The 18,058-nt window shown below is 57.2% G+C and carries 13 protein-coding genes; 8 read left to right on the top strand and 5 right to left on the bottom strand.

Annotated features, from left to right (window positions below; genetic code table 11):
- The first annotated feature begins 1 nt into the window (after position 1).
- From H8B15_RS07545 to H8B15_RS07580, 8 genes are all read left to right on the top strand, one after another.
- A complete protein-coding gene (locus tag H8B15_RS07545) occupies positions 2-589 on the top strand; it encodes a cytochrome c oxidase subunit 3 (RefSeq protein WP_187319053.1) in 588 nt (195 codons plus the stop codon).
- Between the two features lie 21 nt (positions 590-610).
- Positions 611-1,387 (top strand): cytochrome c oxidase subunit 3, encoded by a 777-nt coding sequence (locus H8B15_RS07550; protein ID WP_187319054.1) that lies wholly within the window; start codon positions 611-613, stop codon positions 1,385-1,387.
- A gap of 86 nt (positions 1,388-1,473) precedes the next feature.
- Positions 1,474-1,818, top strand: coding sequence for a cytochrome C oxidase subunit IV family protein (locus H8B15_RS07555; RefSeq protein WP_185281010.1), 345 nt, complete (start codon positions 1,474-1,476; stop codon positions 1,816-1,818).
- 36 nt (positions 1,819-1,854) lie between these two features.
- Positions 1,855-2,472, top strand: coding sequence for an SCO family protein (locus tag H8B15_RS07560; RefSeq protein WP_187319055.1), 618 nt, complete (start codon positions 1,855-1,857; stop codon positions 2,470-2,472).
- Positions 2,447-3,001, top strand: a complete 555-nt coding sequence (locus H8B15_RS07565; RefSeq protein ID WP_187319056.1) for a DUF420 domain-containing protein — start codon at positions 2,447-2,449, stop codon at positions 2,999-3,001. Before H8B15_RS07560 ends, H8B15_RS07565 begins: the two co-directional genes overlap by 26 nt.
- Before the next feature lie 63 nt (positions 3,002-3,064).
- Positions 3,065-3,322, top strand: coding sequence for a hypothetical protein (locus tag H8B15_RS07570; RefSeq protein WP_187319057.1), 258 nt, complete (start codon positions 3,065-3,067; stop codon positions 3,320-3,322).
- Positions 3,323-3,454: 132 nt separating this feature from the next.
- Positions 3,455-7,198, top strand: coding sequence for a sensor histidine kinase (locus H8B15_RS07575; protein WP_187319058.1), 3,744 nt, complete (start codon positions 3,455-3,457; stop codon positions 7,196-7,198).
- 168 nt (positions 7,199-7,366) lie between these two features.
- The gene (locus H8B15_RS07580) at positions 7,367-10,948 is read left to right on the top strand and encodes a hypothetical protein (protein WP_187319059.1); all 3,582 of its coding nucleotides are present in this window, start codon (positions 7,367-7,369) and stop codon (positions 10,946-10,948) included.
- 143 nt (positions 10,949-11,091) lie between these two features.
- Here the strand turns inward: H8B15_RS07580 and H8B15_RS07585 are convergent, their stop codons facing one another.
- From H8B15_RS07585 to H8B15_RS07605, 5 genes are all read right to left on the bottom strand, one after another.
- Complete coding sequence (locus H8B15_RS07585; RefSeq protein ID WP_187319060.1) at positions 11,092-13,188, bottom strand: beta-N-acetylhexosaminidase; 2,097 nt, start codon at positions 13,186-13,188, stop codon at positions 11,092-11,094.
- A gap of 120 nt (positions 13,189-13,308) precedes the next feature.
- Positions 13,309-14,658: a DUF58 domain-containing protein gene (locus H8B15_RS07590; protein WP_187319061.1), complete on the bottom strand. Its 1,350-nt coding sequence runs from the start codon at positions 14,656-14,658 to the stop codon at positions 13,309-13,311.
- A 158-nt stretch (positions 14,659-14,816) separates the two neighbouring features.
- Entirely contained in the window at positions 14,817-15,869 is a 1,053-nt protein-coding gene (locus H8B15_RS07595; protein WP_187319062.1) for an AAA family ATPase, read from the bottom strand.
- Between the two features lie 140 nt (positions 15,870-16,009).
- A complete protein-coding gene (locus H8B15_RS07600) occupies positions 16,010-17,272 on the bottom strand; it encodes a DUF4350 domain-containing protein (RefSeq protein WP_187319063.1) in 1,263 nt (420 codons plus the stop codon).
- Positions 17,272-18,030 (bottom strand): DUF4129 domain-containing protein, encoded by a 759-nt coding sequence (locus tag H8B15_RS07605; protein ID WP_187319064.1) that lies wholly within the window; start codon positions 18,028-18,030, stop codon positions 17,272-17,274. Before H8B15_RS07605 ends, H8B15_RS07600 begins: the two co-directional genes overlap by 1 nt.
- Positions 18,031-18,058 lie beyond the last annotated feature (28 nt).

Below are 18,058 nucleotides of genomic sequence, written 5' to 3' on the forward strand. Positions count from 1 at the left end.
TATGCATACCTCTGAAGTTTTAACCGCCAAAGAACCCGGTACCGGCCAACACCCGTACCGCTTGCAACTGATTCTGCTGATGATCAGCAGTTCGATGATTTTTGCTGCTTACACCAGCGCCTATATTGTGCGGCGCGATGAAGGCAACTGGCTGGAGTTTGCCCTACCCATAGCGCTAGCCATCAACAGTGCTATCATTCTACTAAGCTCTGGTACCATGCAGTGGGCCTATCTGGCTGCCCGACGCAACAGTATTAAACAAGTACGCATTGCGTTGATTCTAACCTTTATCTTAGGGTTAGCCTTTCTGGTGGGGCAGTGGAATGTATGGGGTGATTTAGTAGCCAGCCGAATTTTCTTCGGTGGTACCGACGCCAATCCTTCGGGTTCGTTCGTATACGTGCTCATGGGCGTGCACGCCTTCCACCTCGTTACAGGCCTGATTTTTCTGTGGATTGTGCTCCGCAAAAGCTTGCGCTATGAAGTACATTCCAAGCAAATGCTCTCGATAGGCAATGCGACTATCTACTGGCACTTCCTCGGTGGGCTTTGGTTGTACCTGTATTTGTTCCTACTTTTGAACCACTAGTATTGTCTTACCCCGCATAGTATGTCCACTTCTTCCTCAACGCTGGCCCCCACGACGAATTCGGTCGAACTCGAACAGCCACGTTCCGGCACTTGGGATGGCGGTAACGAACCCTTTAAGGCGAGCTACGGCAAGCTGATGATGTGGTTCTTTCTGCTGTCGGATGCCTTCACGTTTGCTGCGTTCCTGACCACCTACGGTATGATCCGTCACCGCAATCCGGTGTATGTAGGTGATGTAAAAGATTTTGAGTTCTCAACTGCCTACTGGCCTATTCCTGAGAAGGTCTTTAATGCTTTCCCTGGTTTTCACGGCGTAGATCTACCGCTAGCCTTCGTGGCGTTGATGACGATGATTCTCATCTTCAGTTCCGTGACAATGGTATTAGCCGTAGAGGCTGGTCACCGCATGGATAAGAATGATGTGCAGAAATGGCTTTTGTGGACTATTCTATTTGGAGCTACTTTCCTGAGCTCTCAGGCGTGGGAGTGGAGTCACTTTATTGGCGGTCATGAAGAAGGTACGCTAATGAGCGACGGAACCATGTTCCACGGCGCCAATTTGGCCATGAACCAATATGGCCCGGTGCTATTTGGCGACTTGTTCTTCTTTATCACTGGTTTCCATGGCACGCACGTATTCTCAGGTGTTTGCCTACTGGTATGGGCTTTCATTGCTACCACTAATGGTACCTTCGAGAAGCGTGGCCATTATGAGATGGTAGAGAAAATTGGTCTCTACTGGCACTTTGTAGACTTAGTATGGGTGTTTGTATTCACCTTCTTCTACCTTGTTTAATCGTAAAATTTAAATGGCTGGTCGCTCCACAATGCGTTGGAACGACCAGCCATTTACCCATTCAGTAATTCAACCATTTAGTTATAATGGCACATCACGTCGAAGTTCAACACAACGAGATACGGGAAATTCCGAAGCCCAACACCGGTTGGATCTGGAAGACTTTCTGGGTATTAGTGGGCATCACGGCCGTTGAGTTTGTTATTGCCTTTACGATGCCATCCAGCACCTTGCGGAACAGCATCTATATTGTGCTAACCATTTTCAAGGCGTTCTTCATTGTAGCAGAATTTATGCACTTGAAGCACGAGACGAAAGGCTTGATCTGGAGTATTCTTATTCCAGTTGCGCTACTCATTTGGTTACTGGTAGCATTGGTAACCGAAGGCTCTTACGCTGGCGAGTTGCTTCAGCATACATTTAGCAGCTAATACATGCGGCCCCGGCAAACCCTGTTGTTGGGCCTTATGCTGCTTGTGCCCGTCCTGGCTTTTCTATTTCTGAAAAGCTTTGGCACCAATCATTACGCGCTGCCAACTTTCTTTCCCGAACGTGTTGACTCAACACAAGTAGGCGGAAAGTGGCAGCGCGATACTGTTTATCACCACCTGAGCAGCTTCGGATTAGTCTCTCAATCTGGGCACCCGGAGGCTGTAACAGAAATAGCAGGTAGTGGGCTCTACGTAGCAGGATTCTTATGTGCTAATTGTCCCGGTGCCTCGCCCGAGCCCATTGCGCAACTGGCCCGTGTGCAGGAACTATACCGTCAAGATCCGCAAGTGAAGCTGGTTACGTATCTAACCGCTGGCATTACGCCCGAAAAAGCGGCTGAACAGTACGGTGCTATTGCCGGCAAATGGTGGTTTCTGGCGGGCGATAGCACAGTATTGCGTCGTGTAGCTGATGATTATCATTTACCGGCGGTTAAAAACAGCACGATTCAGACCCCAAACCTGTTTTTAATAGACCGCGAGCAGCAAATACGAGGCATTTACGACGGCACCAAGCATAAAGAGATTGATCGGCTATTGACCGAGATAGGCGTTCTATTGTACATCTATGAGCACGACGACGCAGGCCGCTAATCCTGGCGGTACTACCAAATACAAAATTTTAGCCGGTGTACTGGGCGCAGTGATACCATTGGCCGTTGCTGTACTGTACTTCTTTCCAGGAATTCTGAAGGTAGAAGGCCTCGACGTGAAGATGTTGCCTGCTGTGAATGCTGGGCTAAATTCACTAACGGCTGTTTTTCTAATACTCGGGTATTATTTTATCCGGAGAAAGAATGTAGCGCGTCATCGTGCTATGATGGGCATGGCCTTTCTGCTTGGGTCGCTGTTCTTGGTATCGTATGTGGCCTATCACTCGCAGGGCATCGTCACAAAGTTTGGCGGGGTAGGGACCATTCGGGGGGTGTATTATTTTTTGCTGCTGACGCATATCGTGCTGGCAGCCGTGACGGTAGCATTGGTGCTGTTTACGCTGTATTACGCACTGACGCAGCAATTTGCTAAGCATCGCCGGATAGCTCGCTGGACGTTTCCTATCTGGCTATATGTGTCCGTTACAGGGGTTATCGTGTACTTCATGATTGCGCCCTACTATACGTAGCAACCTCAACGTAAAACCTTTGTCCAAGTTGAAACTTAACGCCTGTTTGGGTGTTCAAATCATATGAAAAAGGCCCTCACATCCAGTGTATTTCTGTTGCTGCTGAGCACGTTGCTAAGCTTATTACCTCTAGCCACGCAGGCCCAGTGTGTACTATGTAAGTCGCAGGTAGAGTCGTCGCGTACGGAGAAAGACGGTTACGACGTAACAGGTCTGAATAAAGGTATCGTATACCTCATGACGGTTCCTTATCTTTTGATGGGCACCGTAGGGTACTTTTGGTACCGCAACGTGCAAAAGAAGAAAGCTACACAGCAGTAGCAGTAGTATAGTCTAGATTGCATTCTTCGTGCAACTGTTGTACTAAGCAGTGAATGCCGCCAAATGGCGGCATTTTTGTTAGCTTCCAGGTAGGTTTGCGCTGTAGTGTTTGGTGTTTGTTAGCCTTCTGCCTTGTTTAAATCAACTCGTTTTTCCCCGTTGTTTTTGCTGCTGGCGGCCGTTCTGTGCTTTGCCGGGGCCTACGTCAGCAACCAATATGCGCAACGCTCTGGCTCCTTGTTTCGGGCCGATGCACTGCGGCTACAGAACCTATTAACGGAGGCCGAACTGACAGCACGCTACGAGGCAGAATCAGTAGTAGACAACCTGCGCAAGTATAAGCCGACTTTTGGAGAGTTGGTAAGCCGTACTACCTACCCTTGCTTTGTATATGAAGGCGAAGAACTGGTAAGCTGGTCGGATCATACCATTGAGCCAGACCAGGCGTTGGTAGATGAGGAGTTTCGGGAGAAAATGGTGGAAATGCGCTTTGGGCATTACTTGGTGCTGCGCCAGGTGCTGGGGCCATATACCGTTATCACCTATGTGCCGCTGGAGCAGCACTATGGCATCAGTAACCGCTACCTGCGCAATGGGGCTGGGCAGGCGCTGTTCCGTGGCATGAATATCCAGCTGGTGCCTACTAGTACCAACCAGCGCTTACCTCGCCTGTATACCGATGCGGGAGAATACCTGTTCTCAGTCGAAAGTCTTCAGCCCAACCCAATTACGGGTAAATATCTACCGTGCTTTTTACTGTTGCTGGGCCTCAGCTGCTACTTGCTGTGCTGGTGGCAAATGGCGCGGCGCCGCTTTCGAGCAGGCAAGGCTCTTAGCGGCGCCATCGTGGTAATTCTGTCGCTGGTAGTGCTGCGGGCAGCTTTGCTCTTTGCAGGCCTACCTTTTTCGCTGATTGAATTACCCTTATTCGACCCACGCGTCTACGCAGCTTCCTGGCTCTCTCCCTCGCTGGGCGATTTGCTAATCAATGCGCTCTTGTTGTTGGTAGGGTCTTACTACGCATTATTGCTGTTCCGGCGCTACCGGATAGTGCGGCGGGTGCGGCAAGTGCGCAATCAATTGGTGCGGCTGCTGCTGGGGGTGGTAGCCGTACTGGGCTATTTTGGGCTGATGGTATTGCTATACCAGTTCTTCTCCAACAGCTTCAACAACTCCCAACTGGTGCTCGATATCACCCAGAGCATTCAGGTAAGCGGCTTTAAGGTGTTGCTGTGCCTGGCGCTGGTGTTGCACGGCGGAGCATATATGGTAGGCTTCTTCTTGCTGTCGCAGCTATTTACGGCGGCGGTACGGCCTACCTCCAAGGTATCGGATGTGGTGCTGCTGAGCTTCTTTATGTTGCTATTTCTACCAACCGGCCTTATTCTTAATCAGCCCTACCTTACGCTATTGGGGCTAGCGTTGCTGTTTTTCGCGGTGCTGCGCCTGACGGGGTTGAAGCAATTGGTGAACGTGGTTCCCTATCAGATCTACCTGTTCATTTTCCTGATGTTGGCCGTAATATCGGCTGTGGGGGCACTGGCTTTGTATGAGTTTGCCGATCAGCAACTTATTTTGAGTAAACAGAAAGTAGCTGGAAATTTGTTGATCGACAACGATTTGCAAGGAGAATACCTGTTGGCGGAGCGCACGCGTCAAATGGCCGCCGACTCGCGTATTCAGAAAGTATTGGCTAATCCGTTTGCCAACCAGGAAGTAGTCCGGCAGAAAATAGACAAGTATTACCTGCGCGACTATTTCGACAAATACGAGGTGGTGGTGACCCTATTTGGCCCCTCGGGCACTACAGCCGACAGTAGCGTGGCCTTACCCGACCTGCGCCACCGCTTGCTTGCCAACGCCACGCTCACCGACCAAAAAGGTATTTACCTGATTCGGGGTAGCAACTCCTTCAGCACACGGCGCTATGTGGCCCTGGTGCCTGTGCCGGCTGATAGCAGCCGAGAAAGTACTATTGTATTGGAGCTGTCGCTTAAGAAGCTGACGGCCTATAGCGTAGTGCCCGAGCTATTGATCGACCAAAAGTTTTTTCAGCCAGGGCTAGGACCGGAGCTAAGCTACGCTGGCTATGAAAACAACCAACTAGTATACAGTGAGGGAGATTTCGATTATGTAAATCAGTTGACTAACAGTGTGTTGAATGATAGTAGGCTCTATACAACGGGCTTAGCTATCAACGGCTTTCACCACCTGGGCGTGCGGGGGCCGCAGCAACGGTTGGTGATTGTGACCACACCTACGTATTCGTTTGGTAATTGGCTGGCCAACTTCTCTTTCCTGTTTCTGCTGCACACGTTCTTCTGGCTGGTGTGCATTGGCGTCTACACCTTGGCGCAGGGACAGTCGTTGGAAGTATTTCGGACCAATTTCAGCACCAAGATTCAGCTGTTTCTGAACTTCGGTATTCTGGTGCCGCTGCTAATTGTGAGCGTGGCAACGGCCAGTCAGGTGACCAGCTCGTACAAACGCGACCTGCTGCGCGCCTATGAGCGACGCGGCAAGGCGGTGCAGGAAAGCCTACTCCGCAACCGCTCCGCCCTCACCGATTCTGCCAACCACAGCGCCATCATCGACCTGGCCGACAACGTAGCCAGCATCACCGATACCGACCTGAACCTGTACGACGCCCACGGCATGTTGCAGGTGAGCAGCCAGCCGCTCATTTTTGAAGCGGGTTTGCTGAGTCCGTTGATGAACCCGCAGGCTATGGCGGCACTAGCTGAGCATGGGCAGCCGCGTAAGCTGCTGACGGAGCACGCCGGTACACTATCGTTCAATGCGCTTTACCTACCCCTACGCGCGGGCACGGTGCGCGCTGGTAAACCGGCGCCGGTGATTGGCTACGTGGGCATCCCATTCTTCGACTCCGAGAAAGACTTGGACGGCAAGCTAATTGAGCTGATATCTACCAGCCTGAACATCTTCACGGTGATGTTTATTCTGTTCCTAATTCTGACGTTTGTGGCGTCGCGCATCCTCACGGCCCCACTTAAGCTCATCACGGCCAAGCTGAAACAGACTACCCTCACGGACCGCAACGAACTGCTGGAGTATAATTCGGCCGATGAGATTGGGCTGCTGGTGCGCGAATACAACGGCATGCTGATGAAGTTGGAAGCCAGTAAGTTGGAGTTGGCCGCGCAGGAAAAAGAAGCCGCCTGGCGCGAAATGGCCCGACAAGTGGCCCACGAAATCAAGAATCCGCTCACGCCCATGAAGCTTTCGTTGCAATACTTGCAGAAAGCCATTGCTGAGCACCGGCCCAACGTGCAGGAGCTGATTGGGAAGATTTCGCAGACGCTCATCACCCAGATTGACGTGCTCTCCGACATTGCTACCTCGTTCAGCACCTTCACCAACCTACCCGCCATGCGCCCCGAGCGCCTGGACATCATCCCGATTTTGCGGCGTTGCGTGAGTTTGCACCAAAGCAATGCCATTGGCGGCCACCTCTACCTATTGCTGCCGGATGATGCGGATAGCGGCAACTACGAAGTGTTTGCCGACGAAAACCTGTTGGTCCGTACATTCAATAACTTGCTGATTAACGCCCTACAGGCGGTACCCTTGGGTCAGCACCCCGATGTGGGCCTGTGGCTGGAATACCAGCCTGATGGCCAGCACCTATTGATATGTGTGCAAGACAACGGCGCCGGCATCCCGCTAGAGGTGCAGGACAAGATTTTCAAGCCGAATTTCACCACCAAAGAACAGGGCTCGGGCATTGGCCTGGCCGTAGCACGCCGCGGCATCGAAAGCGCGGGCGGGCGCATCTGGTTCGAAACGGAAGAGGAGGTGGGCACCACGTTCTTCGTAGAACTCCCCCTGGCGCCGAGTGGTGAGATGGTGAGATAGTGAAATGGTGAGTTTGCTGTTCTGGCCGCGCAATCGGAGCCGCTTGCGCAGGTGGCGCTGTTAGAACAGCAAACTCACCATTTCACCATCTCACCATTTCACCGCTCGGCACGAATCGTGGGTAGTTGTGCGTTAGGTAGCAAATAGATACGGGCGAAACTGAATGGCATGAGGAAAAGCTTTACGCGTCAATTTATGCGCTGGGGCTGCTTGTTGTTGCTATTCTTGGCGGCGCGGGGGCCGTTGCTGGCCCAGGAGGCCGGGCCGCCCAGCACCCGCCGGTGCCGCTGGGTGCAGTTGTCGCCTACCCGCGATACGGCCACGTTTCAGCTGCCCGACTCGCTGACGGTGGTGCCTACCTCCGTGACGGTGCCGGGGCATACGGTGGCCTACGATGTTCGCACTGACACCTACCAGTTTCTGCGCCAGCGTACGCGCTACCCTTCGCCCGAGCCAGGAGAGCCCGATCTGGTATTTCCTCGCCAGGAAGCCGATTCGGTGCTGGTGTGCTACCGGGTGCTGCCGCTGGCGCTGGCGGCGCCGCGCTTTCGGCGCCCGCGCAGCCTGCTGGATAGCGTGGCGTTTCGGGAGAAGCCGGTGAGTTACGAGGATTTTGCGGTGAAGGAGCAGATTCTGAGTACGCCAGGCATCAACAAAACAGGGAATCTGTCGCGGGGCGTGTCGTTTGGCAACACGCAGAACGTGTTTGTGAACTCGGCCCTGAACTTGCAACTGGAAGGCAAGCTCACGGATAAAATCAACCTGACAGCGGCCATTTCTGACCAGAATGTGCCGTTTCAGCCGGAGGGGAATACGCAGCAGTTGCAGGAGTTCGACCGGATTTACGTGACGCTCACGCACCCCAACTGGAGCCTGACGGCCGGCGACGTGGTGCTGCGCAACAAGCCCGATTACTTTCTGCGCTATTACAAGAATATTCAGGGGGCGGCCATTGAGGCCAACTTCAAGCAAGGGCCGCGGGCACGCAGTAGCACGGTGGTGGCGGCGGGCGTGGCTAAGGGCAAGTTTGCCTCTATCGACGTGCTACCCATCGACAACGTGCAGGGACCTTACCGGATGCGCGGCCCGAACGGCGAACAGTTCATCATTCTGCTCGCCAATTCTGAGCGCGTGTACCTGGATGGCCGCCTGCTGACGCGGGGCTTCGACTTCGACTACATTGTAGACTACAACCAGGCGGAAATCACCTTCACGCCCAACCACCTTATTACCAGCAACTCGCGCATCAAGGTAGAGTTTGAGTATTCCGATTTCAACTATTCCCGCTCGCTCACTACCCTCAGCCACTACCAGCAACTGGGCAAGTTGCAAGTGCGGGCCAACTACTACCGCGAGGCCGACAACCCCGACAACTCGCCCAACCTGACGCTGAGCGAGGCAGACCGCGCCCGCCTGCGCAGCATCGGCGACAACGTGAGCCTGGCCACTACCTCCGGTGTCGATTCGGCAGGGTATAACCGCAATCAGGTCCAATACAACCGCAACGTCATCACGGACGATAACGGCAACCGGCGCGTAGTGTACCAGTTTGCTACCGGCGCCGATACGTTGCGGGGCGTCTACAACGTACGCTTCACCAACCTGGGGCCTAACCGGGGCGATTATATCGTGAGTACCGTCAACGCCGGTGCCAACGGGCAGGTGTACCGCTATGTGGCGCCCCTGAATGGCGTACCGCAGGGCAGCTACGCGCCGGTGCGCCTGCTGCCTACCCCGCTGCTCAAGCAAATGGCCACGGCCGGAGCTACGTATCAGGTCGATTCGACGGCCAGCGTGTTTGTGGATGTGGCTTCGTCGCAGCTGGATGTGAACCGCTTTTCGCCGGAGGCGGCGCAGGGGCAGGCCATGCGGGTGGGCTACGCGGTGCAAAACCGCCGCATCAACCTGCCGGGCCTGCGCGACTACCGCTTGCAGAGTGACCTCACGTTTGAGTACACCAGCCACCGCTTTTCGCCGATTGACCGGTACCGCGACATCGAATTTGACCGCAACTGGAGCAACAACATCAACGGCTCGGTAGCCGCCCAGACCAACACTACCAGTCAGACGCCCCGCGAGGATAATATTCTGAATTTTTCGGTGGGCGCAGTGAAGGATATCAACAACAGCATCAGCTACCGCCTGAGCCGCCGCTACCGGGCCACGGAGGTAGACGGCACCCAGCATTGGCTGGAGGCGGCCCACCAGCTAGGCGACGTGCAGCTGCGCGGCAACCTGTTTTTGCTGAATGCGCAGGTAGGTAGGCGAGAGTCGCAGTGGGCGCGGGGCGAGGCCACGGCGCGCTACGTGGCCGGCCCGGTGGTGCCCGGCTACGCCTACCGCTTCGACAAAAACCGCGTGGCCCTACCCAACGGCGATTCGCTTTTTACGGCCAACTACTATGATGAGCACCAGGTGTTTGTGCAGAGCCGCGACTCGGCCCGCACCCGCTTCCGCCTCGACTACACCTACCGCCGCGACCAGACGCCCCTCAACAACGAGCTGCAAACCCGCGGCCGCGCCCAAACCTGGCAGGGCTCCTTGGCCAGCCGCATCGGCCGCAACCAGGATATTGCGCTGGTGGCCACCTACCGCGACCTGATAGCCCGCGACAGCGCCCGCCAGCGCACGGTATTGGGTAAGGTAGACTGGAACGCGACGTTCCTCGACAATGTATTTCGCTCGGAGCTGAATTACAGCGTGGCCACCGGCCGCGAGCTGCGGCGGGATTACTCCTTCCTACCCGTCACCAACGGCCAGGGCACGCACTACTACGGCGGCGACGCCAACGGCAACGGCCGCCAGGACAAGGACGAGTTCTTTGAGGCGCCTACCTCAGATGCCCAGTACCGCACCTATATCAAAGTGTATCTGCCCACCGATCAGTACATTACGGCCTACACCAACCGCCTAAGCTACCGCCTGAGCACCACCGCGCCCCGCGGCTGGCGCGAGGCGGGCAAGCTGCTGAGCTTCGTGGCGCGGTTCTCGGCCATCACTACCGTCACGCTCGACAGCCGCACCACCGACAACAGCCTGCGCGCCCGCCTGAATCCGTTTTCCTACCAGGTAGAGGACAACCAGCTGCTGGGCATGAACAAGCTGCTGCGCAATACGCTGTACTTCAACCGCTCCAACCCAATATTCGGTGCGGAGCTGACGGCCCAGCAAACCCAGCAAAAGGTATTGCTCACGCAGGGCTTCGATATTCGGAACCTGGCTTCGCAAAGCTTGCTACTGCGCCGCACGCTGGCCCAACAGTTTACGGGGCGTTTCACGGTATCGAGGAGCGTACGCGGCAACGAGTCGAGCTACCTGGACACGCGCAACTACCGGCTGCGACTCTACGAGGTAGCCCCCGAAATCAGCTACCAGCCCAGCAGCACCTTGCGCTTCACGGGCACTTACTTGCGCACCGTGAAGCAGAACACCTTCAAGGATGGCACCGACGCCGACGCTCGCGGCGCCTTCGACCAGCTGGGCCTCGAAACCCGCGTGAGCCAGGTAAGCAAGCGCACCATCACGGCCGCCACGCGCTACGTGCGGGTAGGGTTCGACGGCGACGTGGCCTCCGTAGTGGGTCTGGAAATCCTGCAAGCCCTGCGCCCCGGCAACAACATCACCTGGAACCTGAACCTGGAACAGCGGCTCAGCAATGGCCTCAATATCACTGTGGCCTACGACGGCCGCAAGCCCAACGGCCTGCAAGCCGTGCACACAGGTAGGATGCAGGTATCAGTGTTGTTTTGATTTATTCTTTTCTGTCATCCTGAGCGCAGCGAAGGACCTTATCACGCGTGAACGACCATCGTAACAACGACTCGTTCACGCGTGATAAGGTCCTTCGCTGCGCTCAGGATGATAGGGGCTCAGGATGACGGATAAGAGCAAGCCTACGGCAACCCATTCAGCAACCGCTGCAAAGCCGGCAGCACGGCCAGCTCCGTTTGCCCAGCCGGTGCTTTAGCGGCTTCCAATTGCTGCTGAGCATTGGTTTTCCAGGCAGCGGTAGGCGTCTGCCCTTGCTCCAGCAATTGCAGCCGCTCCAACGCCAGCGTCGAAAGAGCACTCAGGCGGGCCGAAAGTGGGCCGTACTCGCGCAGGCTGGCGGAGGTGTTGAACAGCGGCTGCAACTTCACGTCGTTGGCCTGCCACTGAATAAGGGGTGCCCGCACTGCCGCCAGCGCCGGCAAGGCTTCGGCGGGTAGGGGAGAGGTAGGCGCAGTGCCTAGTTGCGCCAATAAAGCATCCACCGCCTCGCCAAACTCCCGCGCCGCATCCGACTCAGCCGGGGCGGCGTCCACCAGGCGGTTCAGGAGCGTTTGCGTGGTGTATTTCATGCCCTGAAAGTGACGCTTGTACTCCTTCACGGGCTCCAGTACGCTGGCAAACGTGCGCAGCGGCGCCACCGGCTGCCCGGCGGCCAACTGGCGCAACAGCAGTTCCGGCGCGCTGCGGTGCTGCACGCCCAGCCGCTCCAGCTGCGCCGAAACGATAGCGAGGCGGCGGTACATATCCGGCACGTTGGTAACGGTAGCCGGCGACCAAAACCGCTCCGCTATGGCCGCGGTGCGGGGCCAGATGCGGCTATCCACGATGACGCTATCCGCAAATTCGGCCCACATGGTGGCCTCGCCGCCTAGTACCAGTTTTTTCTGGGCGTCGGTGAGGGGGGCGTCGGCGGGGAGCGGGTCTACGGCGTAGTGGTTGGCGGCCGAGTAGTTCAGGTCGATGTAGTAGCCGTTGGAGAGGATGGCCGGGTGGTTGGCTTTCACGGCGTCGTATAAGCCTTTTTTGCCCCGCCAGCTCTGAATCACGGCCGACTCAGGTAGGCCCGGCCTCAGGATTTCGTCCCAGCCGATCATCTTCTTATTGTACTTGGTGAGCATGGCCAGGATGCGGCGGTTGAAGTAGGTTTGCAGGGCGTGCTTATCGGGCTGCCCATTGCTTTTCACCAATTTCTGCTCTTTTATAAACTGCACAATGCGCGGATTGCGCAGCCACTGCCGCCCGTCGTTTTCGTCGCCACCGATATGAAAATACGGGTCGGAGAATAGCTGCGTCATCTCACCCAATAGCGTGTCTATCAGCGTGTAGGTGGTTTCTCGGGTAGGATCCATGGCGATGTTGAGCACGCCCCAGCGCGGGGCCACGCCGTAGGTGGAGTCGTTGGAGGCCAGCTCGGGGTAGGCGGCCAGCCAGGCGGTGGCGTGGCCGGGCATGTCGAACTCCGGCACCACTCGGATGCCCCGCGCCGCCGCGTAGCGCTGCACCTCCCGCACCTGGGCCTGGGTGTAGAACTGCCCCTCGCCGCCTACCTGCGCCAAGCGCGGCAGCCGCTGACTTTCCACCCGAAAGCCCTGATCATCTGACAGATGCCAGTGCAGCACGTTCAGCTTCACGGCGGCCATGGCATCCAGGTTGCGCTTGATGACGGGCACGGGCATGAAGTGCCGGGCCGCGTCAATCAGCAGCCCCCGCCACCCAAACCGCGGCTGGTCCTGAATATCAACTTCGGGAAAATATAGTGCGTTTTTCTCCTTGGCCACGAGCTGCTCCACGGTAGCCAACCCGCGCAGGACACCCAGGCTAGTAGGGGCGGTGAGCGAAATGCCCATAGGCGTTACGCGCAGGGCATAGCGTTCTTCGTCGCCGTTGTCCATGCGCCCCGGTTTGCCGTAGCGGATGCTGAGGGTAGGGGCTGCTTTGCTAGGCGTGGTTTTGGCGGCTGGTCGCGCCGGGCCGAGCCGCCGGAGCAGGCGCCCTTGCAGGCGCCGTGCTGCCGCTGCCACGACGGTATCCGGTTGGGTATCAGCGGTGATGATATAGGTGAAAGTGCTGCGCAGTGGCAGCCGTGCCGCGCCCCAGTTAGCCGTGGTGGGTACCGGCATTAAGTGATGCGTGGGAGAGGTAGGAGCCTGCTGGGCCTGAACAGCTACCGCAAACAATAGTGATGCGAAGAGCAGCCCACAACGAAGAGAAGAAAGCATAGGCAATTGGAATGGGAGAGCCGCAAGGTACTTCTACCCACGCAAACAGCCTTCGGGTGCGGCTACCAGCATTGCTCGCAGAGGTTTGCAAAGCGCGGATTTTGGCGCTCTGAGAACCTCTTAAATCAACCCCCGCGCCTTAAACTCCAGGTAGCGGTTCAGTGTGTTTACCGTGAGTTGCTCGGGAGCTGTGAGCAGCGCATGCATGCCATGGCGCTGCAATTCCAGTACGATTTGCCGTTTTTCCTGGGCAAATTTCTCGGCAATGGTCTGGTTGTATACTTCCTCTGTTGTTTGAGCGGGCGTATTCAGAAATTGGTGCAGCTCCGTATTCTCGAAAAACACAACCAGCAGCAGGTGGTCTTTGGCCAGGCGGCGCAGGTAGGGCAGCTGGCGCTGCATCCCGCTCAGCGTCTCAAAATTGGTAAACAGAATGAGCAAGCTGCGCTGCCGAATATTGGTTTTGACGGCCGTGTAAAGTGTTTCGAAGCTGGTTTCGAGGTATTTGGTGCGCTGGCGGTACAGCACTTCCAACAGCTTGCGTAGGTGGCCGCTGCGGCGCTCGGCCGGTACCAGAGCGCTCAGCTTGTTGGCAAACGTCAGGAGCCCGGCCTTGTCGTGCTTGAGCAGGGCAATGTTGCTGACGACGAGGGTAGCGTTGATGGCGTAGTCGAGTAGGCTGAGGCCGTGGAAAGGCATCCGCATCACCCGGCCTTTGTCAATCAGGCAATACACCTGCTGGGCACGCTCATCTTGAAAGTGGTTGACTACCAACGTATCGCCACCCGTGCCGGCGCGGCGCGCAGTGGCTTTCCAGTTGATGTTGCGCGGGTCGTCGCCGGCCACATAGGGCCGGATTTGCTCAAACTCCATGCTCTGGCCTACCCGCCGGATACGCTTCACGCCCACCTCCGTGAGGCGGTTGCTGATGGCCAGCAGCTCGTACTGGCGCATCTGCAAAAACGACGGGTACACGGGCACCAGCTGGCCCTGGTCGTAGCGGAAGCGCCGCCGCACCAGGCCCAGCGGCGAGGCCACCAGCACATTCACAGCTCCAAAGGAGTATTCGCCGCGCTTGGTAGGCCGCAGCTGGTAGCGAATCACCTGCGTTTCACCCGCCTTCAGCGCTGCCCGAAACAGCACGTCGCGCCGCTGAAACTGGTGCGGAATCTCATCAATGGTTTCGGTGTGGACGGCGAAGCGGTAACGGTTTTCGAGGTAGATGGCAATGTCGTTATCGGAGCCGTTGGCGAGCTTCTCGCCCATCACGCGCCGCCCAAATACCTGCCCACCACCGTTGGCACCGGGGGCATACAACAGCAGCACATCCAGGGCAGCCAGTACCACCAGCAACCCCAGCGCTACCTGCATCGGCCCTAATAGCGAGGGTAGGAAAAATGCCACCACGAAGCCGGTTATCAGTGCCGCAAGCAGCAGGAAAAAGCGGGTGGTGAGGAAGAGGGATTTCATGGAATTTCGGGGCTGGCGAGTAAGAAAAAGTCTGTCATCCTGAGCGCAGCGAAGGACCTTCTCACGTCAGAACTATAAGCGTAACAACGACTCGTTCTGCTGTGAGAAGGTCCTTCGCTCTGCTCAGGATGACAGATGCTTTTGCGGTCTTCATCGCCCTACCGCGGTACTTCAATCTGCTGCACAATCTGCTTGATAATCTCATCCGCCGTGAGGCCTTCCATTTCACGTTCGGGCGTGAGCAGGATGCGGTGGCGCAGCACGGCGGGGGCCAGAAACTGTACGTCGTCGGGCGTTACAAAGTCGCGGCCGCGGAGGGCGGCCAGGGCTTTGGCGCCGTTGAGCAGGGCCAGCGACGCCCGCGGCGATGCCCCCAGGTACAGTCCTTTGTGTGCACGCGTCTGCCCTACGATGCGAGCAATATATTCCAGAAGCTTCGGCTCCACGCGCTGCTGGCGCACCTGCCGGCGCAAGGCCGCAATATCCTCAGCCGACAGCACCTGGTTGACTACCTCCAGCGGCGTGCCGCCGAAGCCCGCATGGTGGCCCTGCAAAATAGCCACTTCTTCCTCCAAGGTAGGGTAGCCTACATTCAGCTTAAACAAGAAACGGTCGAGCTGGGCCTCGGGCAGGCGGTAGGTGCCTTCCTGCTCCACTGGGTTTTGGGTAGCCAGCACCACAAAGGGCTCTGGCATAGGGTAGGTGGTGCCGTCTTGCGTGGTGTGGCGCTCTTCCATCACCTCAAATAGCGCCGACTGCGTTTTGGCCGGCGCCCGGTTGATTTCGTCAATCAGCACCACGCTGGCGAAAATGGGGCCGGGCCGAAACTCAAAATCGGCGGTGGTAGGCCGAAAAACCGACGTGCCCAGCACGTCGGAGGGCATGAGGTCGGGTGTGAACTGAAGGCGGCTGAAGGGCACCGCCAGCGTACGGGCGAGCAGCTTGGCGGTGAGGGTTTTGGCTACCCCTGGCACGCCTTCCAGCAGCACGTGCCCATCGGCTAGAATGGCGGTGAGCAGCATTTCCAACAAATCATGCTGACCTACGATAACTTTTCCCAACTCCTGCCGGATGGCGGCCACGCGCGTGGTCAGCTGGCTGAAATCGGTGCGGGTACCAAAAGGCGCGTCAGCTGATGGCGTGGTATCAGATGGCCGGGGCGTGGTGGTATCGTCCTGGGTATTATCAGCTGGGGGGACAAATTCTTGCATCAGAAATTCAAAAAGACTAATTGGAATAATTTAAAAACGCTCAATCTATCTAAAGCTAAATAGTTACTTTATTTATGTTATATCGGAATTTATAGGAATAATACAAAATACAAATAGTACAATAAATTTACATAGTGCTATTAAATAAAAGCTTGCTTTCTAAACTCGTTGAGAGCTTTGCTGAGTTGAAGTAATTGCTGATCAGAAACCGTGGGCGCCGTGCGAATAAAGTGAATCAGGCGGATAAGTTCGTCAACCTGAGAGCGGGCGACGCCGGTTTTTTGGGCCACTCGTTCCCGGAAGGCGTCGTCGTTGAGGTTGGTAGTAGGCTCCTGCAAGCGGGTGCGAATGGTCTCCAGAAACAATTCGATGCGCTTTTCGGCAATGAGCGCGTGGTTGCTACCCTGCCGGTAGAGCGAGGCCACCGTGCGCGTGAATAGCAACGTGGTATTGGGTAGGGCCTTGATAACGGGAATAACACGCTGGCGCCGCCGAGCCTCGAAAAAAGCAAACAGCAGCGTGCCTATCAGCATCAGCCAGCCAGCTTGCCGCAGCGCCGGGTGCTGCCGCACCACCCGAAATAGCGATTGGTCGCCCACTGGTCCCTGCTTCTGGTACTCATCCCAAAACACCGGCCGCACTGGTAGGTAGGACAGCGCCGCGAAAGCAAAGCGGCTGGTACCAGGGCGCAGCACGAAGTAATTGGTGAAGGCAATGGGCGTGCTGCTCAGATAAATAGCGCCGCGCCCCACGGGCACGCGCACCAGCACGGGCTGGTGCTGCTCGTTCTCGGCCAGCACCTGGGCCACGCAGCCGCTGTCGGCTACAAAGTGCCAGGCGGCCAGTGGCTGCGGCAGGCGCAAGGAGCGCGGAGCACCAGCCGGAGCCCGCAGCCAAGTGATGGTAGTAGTATCGGGCGGGGGTGCAGAACCAGGCTTCCACGACTGCTGTACGTTCGCCGGGTATTCCGGCTCGGTAGCCAGGCGCAGCGTGTCGGAAAGGCGGCCCAACTGCTCCGCGGCAATAAAGACAGCGTTGCCGCGGGCCACATAGCGCAGCAGCACTTCCTCATCCAGTCGGCCGGCCCGGAAGCGCGGCGCTACGAATACGTAGTTGGCGTTGGTGGCAATCAGGCGTGGCGTGGCGGTGCTGTCGTGGCGGGCCGTGTCGCCGAGGTTGCGCAGGAGCTGGTTGGCAATGGGCTGGCGCACCGTGCGCACAGGCTTTCGGCCAAAGAGGTCGGGCAAGACCTGGTGCAGCACGTAGGTGCCGTAGGGGATTTTGTCGCGGTTGAGGTAGGTAGGCGTCCAGTCGGTGGGGGTAGGGCGCAGGTACTCCACCAGCACGTAGGCTGCAAACAGCACCCCCAGGCCAATTAGATACGCACGGAAGGGAGTCAGCATCAGGCGGCGCGTTGGGTGAGGGTGCCCAGAAACTCCTGGCGCGTGGCGCGCAGCTGCTCGTAGAGGCGGGCCGTGAGCGGCTGCTCGCCATACCACACGTACTCAAACTGGCGCGTGAGGTCGGCAAACGGGGCCTGCCAGGGCGTATTGGTCAGCTCCAGCAGGTAGTGGTGGTTGGTTTTGTCGGGTTGCCAGTCGATGAGGTGGCGCTCCGACAGCGCGTGCAGGCTTTGCAGATAGCCCAGACGCACGGCCAGCCGGTAGTTGGCCTGGGCTTCGGCCTCGGCCAGTAGCTCCACGAAGTTCAGACCGTGAATGTCTTCCAGCAACGCATCGTACGGCAGCGCCACCGTGCGTGCCTTGCGGCCTAGCACCACTGTCAGGTCCAGCTGCAACACGCGCAATAACAAGTACAGAAAAGCCAGCCCAAACAGACCGTACACCACGTAGCGCCCTTGATTCTGGTAGCCTTTGCTGTCGAACAGCGCACGAATCCACTGCATCAGGCGCCACCAAAATAAGTCCCAGGCGGTGGTGCGCTTGGGCTCCGGCTGCACGTATTGAAAGGCGCGCTGCTCCCGAAACCGCGCCAGCCTGCCTGGCGCCGGCTGACGTAGGGTAGGGGCCGGCCGAGGGTAGGCGGGTAGCGTGACGGCGGGTGCATCGTCAGGAGCGGCGGTACTGGTCAGGGGTAGGGCTGTCAAAAAGAGCAGCAGAACCAGGACCATCAGGCCAGCACCACGACAACCGCGAAACATAAACTGTATCAGTAGCACAGGCAATAAT

The organism is Hymenobacter citatus, assembly GCF_014333615.1.
In the GTDB taxonomy this organism is placed as follows: Bacteria; Bacteroidota; Bacteroidia; order Cytophagales; family Hymenobacteraceae; genus Hymenobacter; species Hymenobacter citatus.

Bases quoted from the DNA above. Each gene is read 5' to 3' on its own strand.
- H8B15_RS07545 (WP_187319053.1), top strand. From the start codon at position 2: ATGCATACCTCTGAAGTTTTAACCGCCAAAGAACCCGGTACCGGCCAA.
- H8B15_RS07550 (WP_187319054.1), top strand. From the start codon at position 611: ATGTCCACTTCTTCCTCAACGCTGGCCCCCACGACGAATTCGGTCGAA.
- H8B15_RS07555 (WP_185281010.1), top strand. From the start codon at position 1,474: ATGGCACATCACGTCGAAGTTCAACACAACGAGATACGGGAAATTCCG.
- H8B15_RS07560 (WP_187319055.1), top strand. From the start codon at position 1,855: ATGCTGCTTGTGCCCGTCCTGGCTTTTCTATTTCTGAAAAGCTTTGGC.
- H8B15_RS07565 (WP_187319056.1), top strand. From the start codon at position 2,447: ATGAGCACGACGACGCAGGCCGCTAATCCTGGCGGTACTACCAAATAC.
- H8B15_RS07570 (WP_187319057.1), top strand. From the start codon at position 3,065: ATGAAAAAGGCCCTCACATCCAGTGTATTTCTGTTGCTGCTGAGCACG.
- H8B15_RS07580 (WP_187319059.1), top strand. From the start codon at position 7,367: ATGAGGAAAAGCTTTACGCGTCAATTTATGCGCTGGGGCTGCTTGTTG.
- H8B15_RS07585 (WP_187319060.1), bottom strand. From the start codon at position 13,188: ATGCTTTCTTCTCTTCGTTGTGGGCTGCTCTTCGCATCACTATTGTTT.
- H8B15_RS07590 (WP_187319061.1), bottom strand. From the start codon at position 14,658: ATGAAATCCCTCTTCCTCACCACCCGCTTTTTCCTGCTGCTTGCGGCA.
- H8B15_RS07595 (WP_187319062.1), bottom strand. From the start codon at position 15,869: ATGCAAGAATTTGTCCCCCCAGCTGATAATACCCAGGACGATACCACC.
- H8B15_RS07600 (WP_187319063.1), bottom strand. From the start codon at position 17,272: ATGCTGACTCCCTTCCGTGCGTATCTAATTGGCCTGGGGGTGCTGTTT.
- H8B15_RS07605 (WP_187319064.1), bottom strand. From the start codon at position 18,030: ATGTTTCGCGGTTGTCGTGGTGCTGGCCTGATGGTCCTGGTTCTGCTG.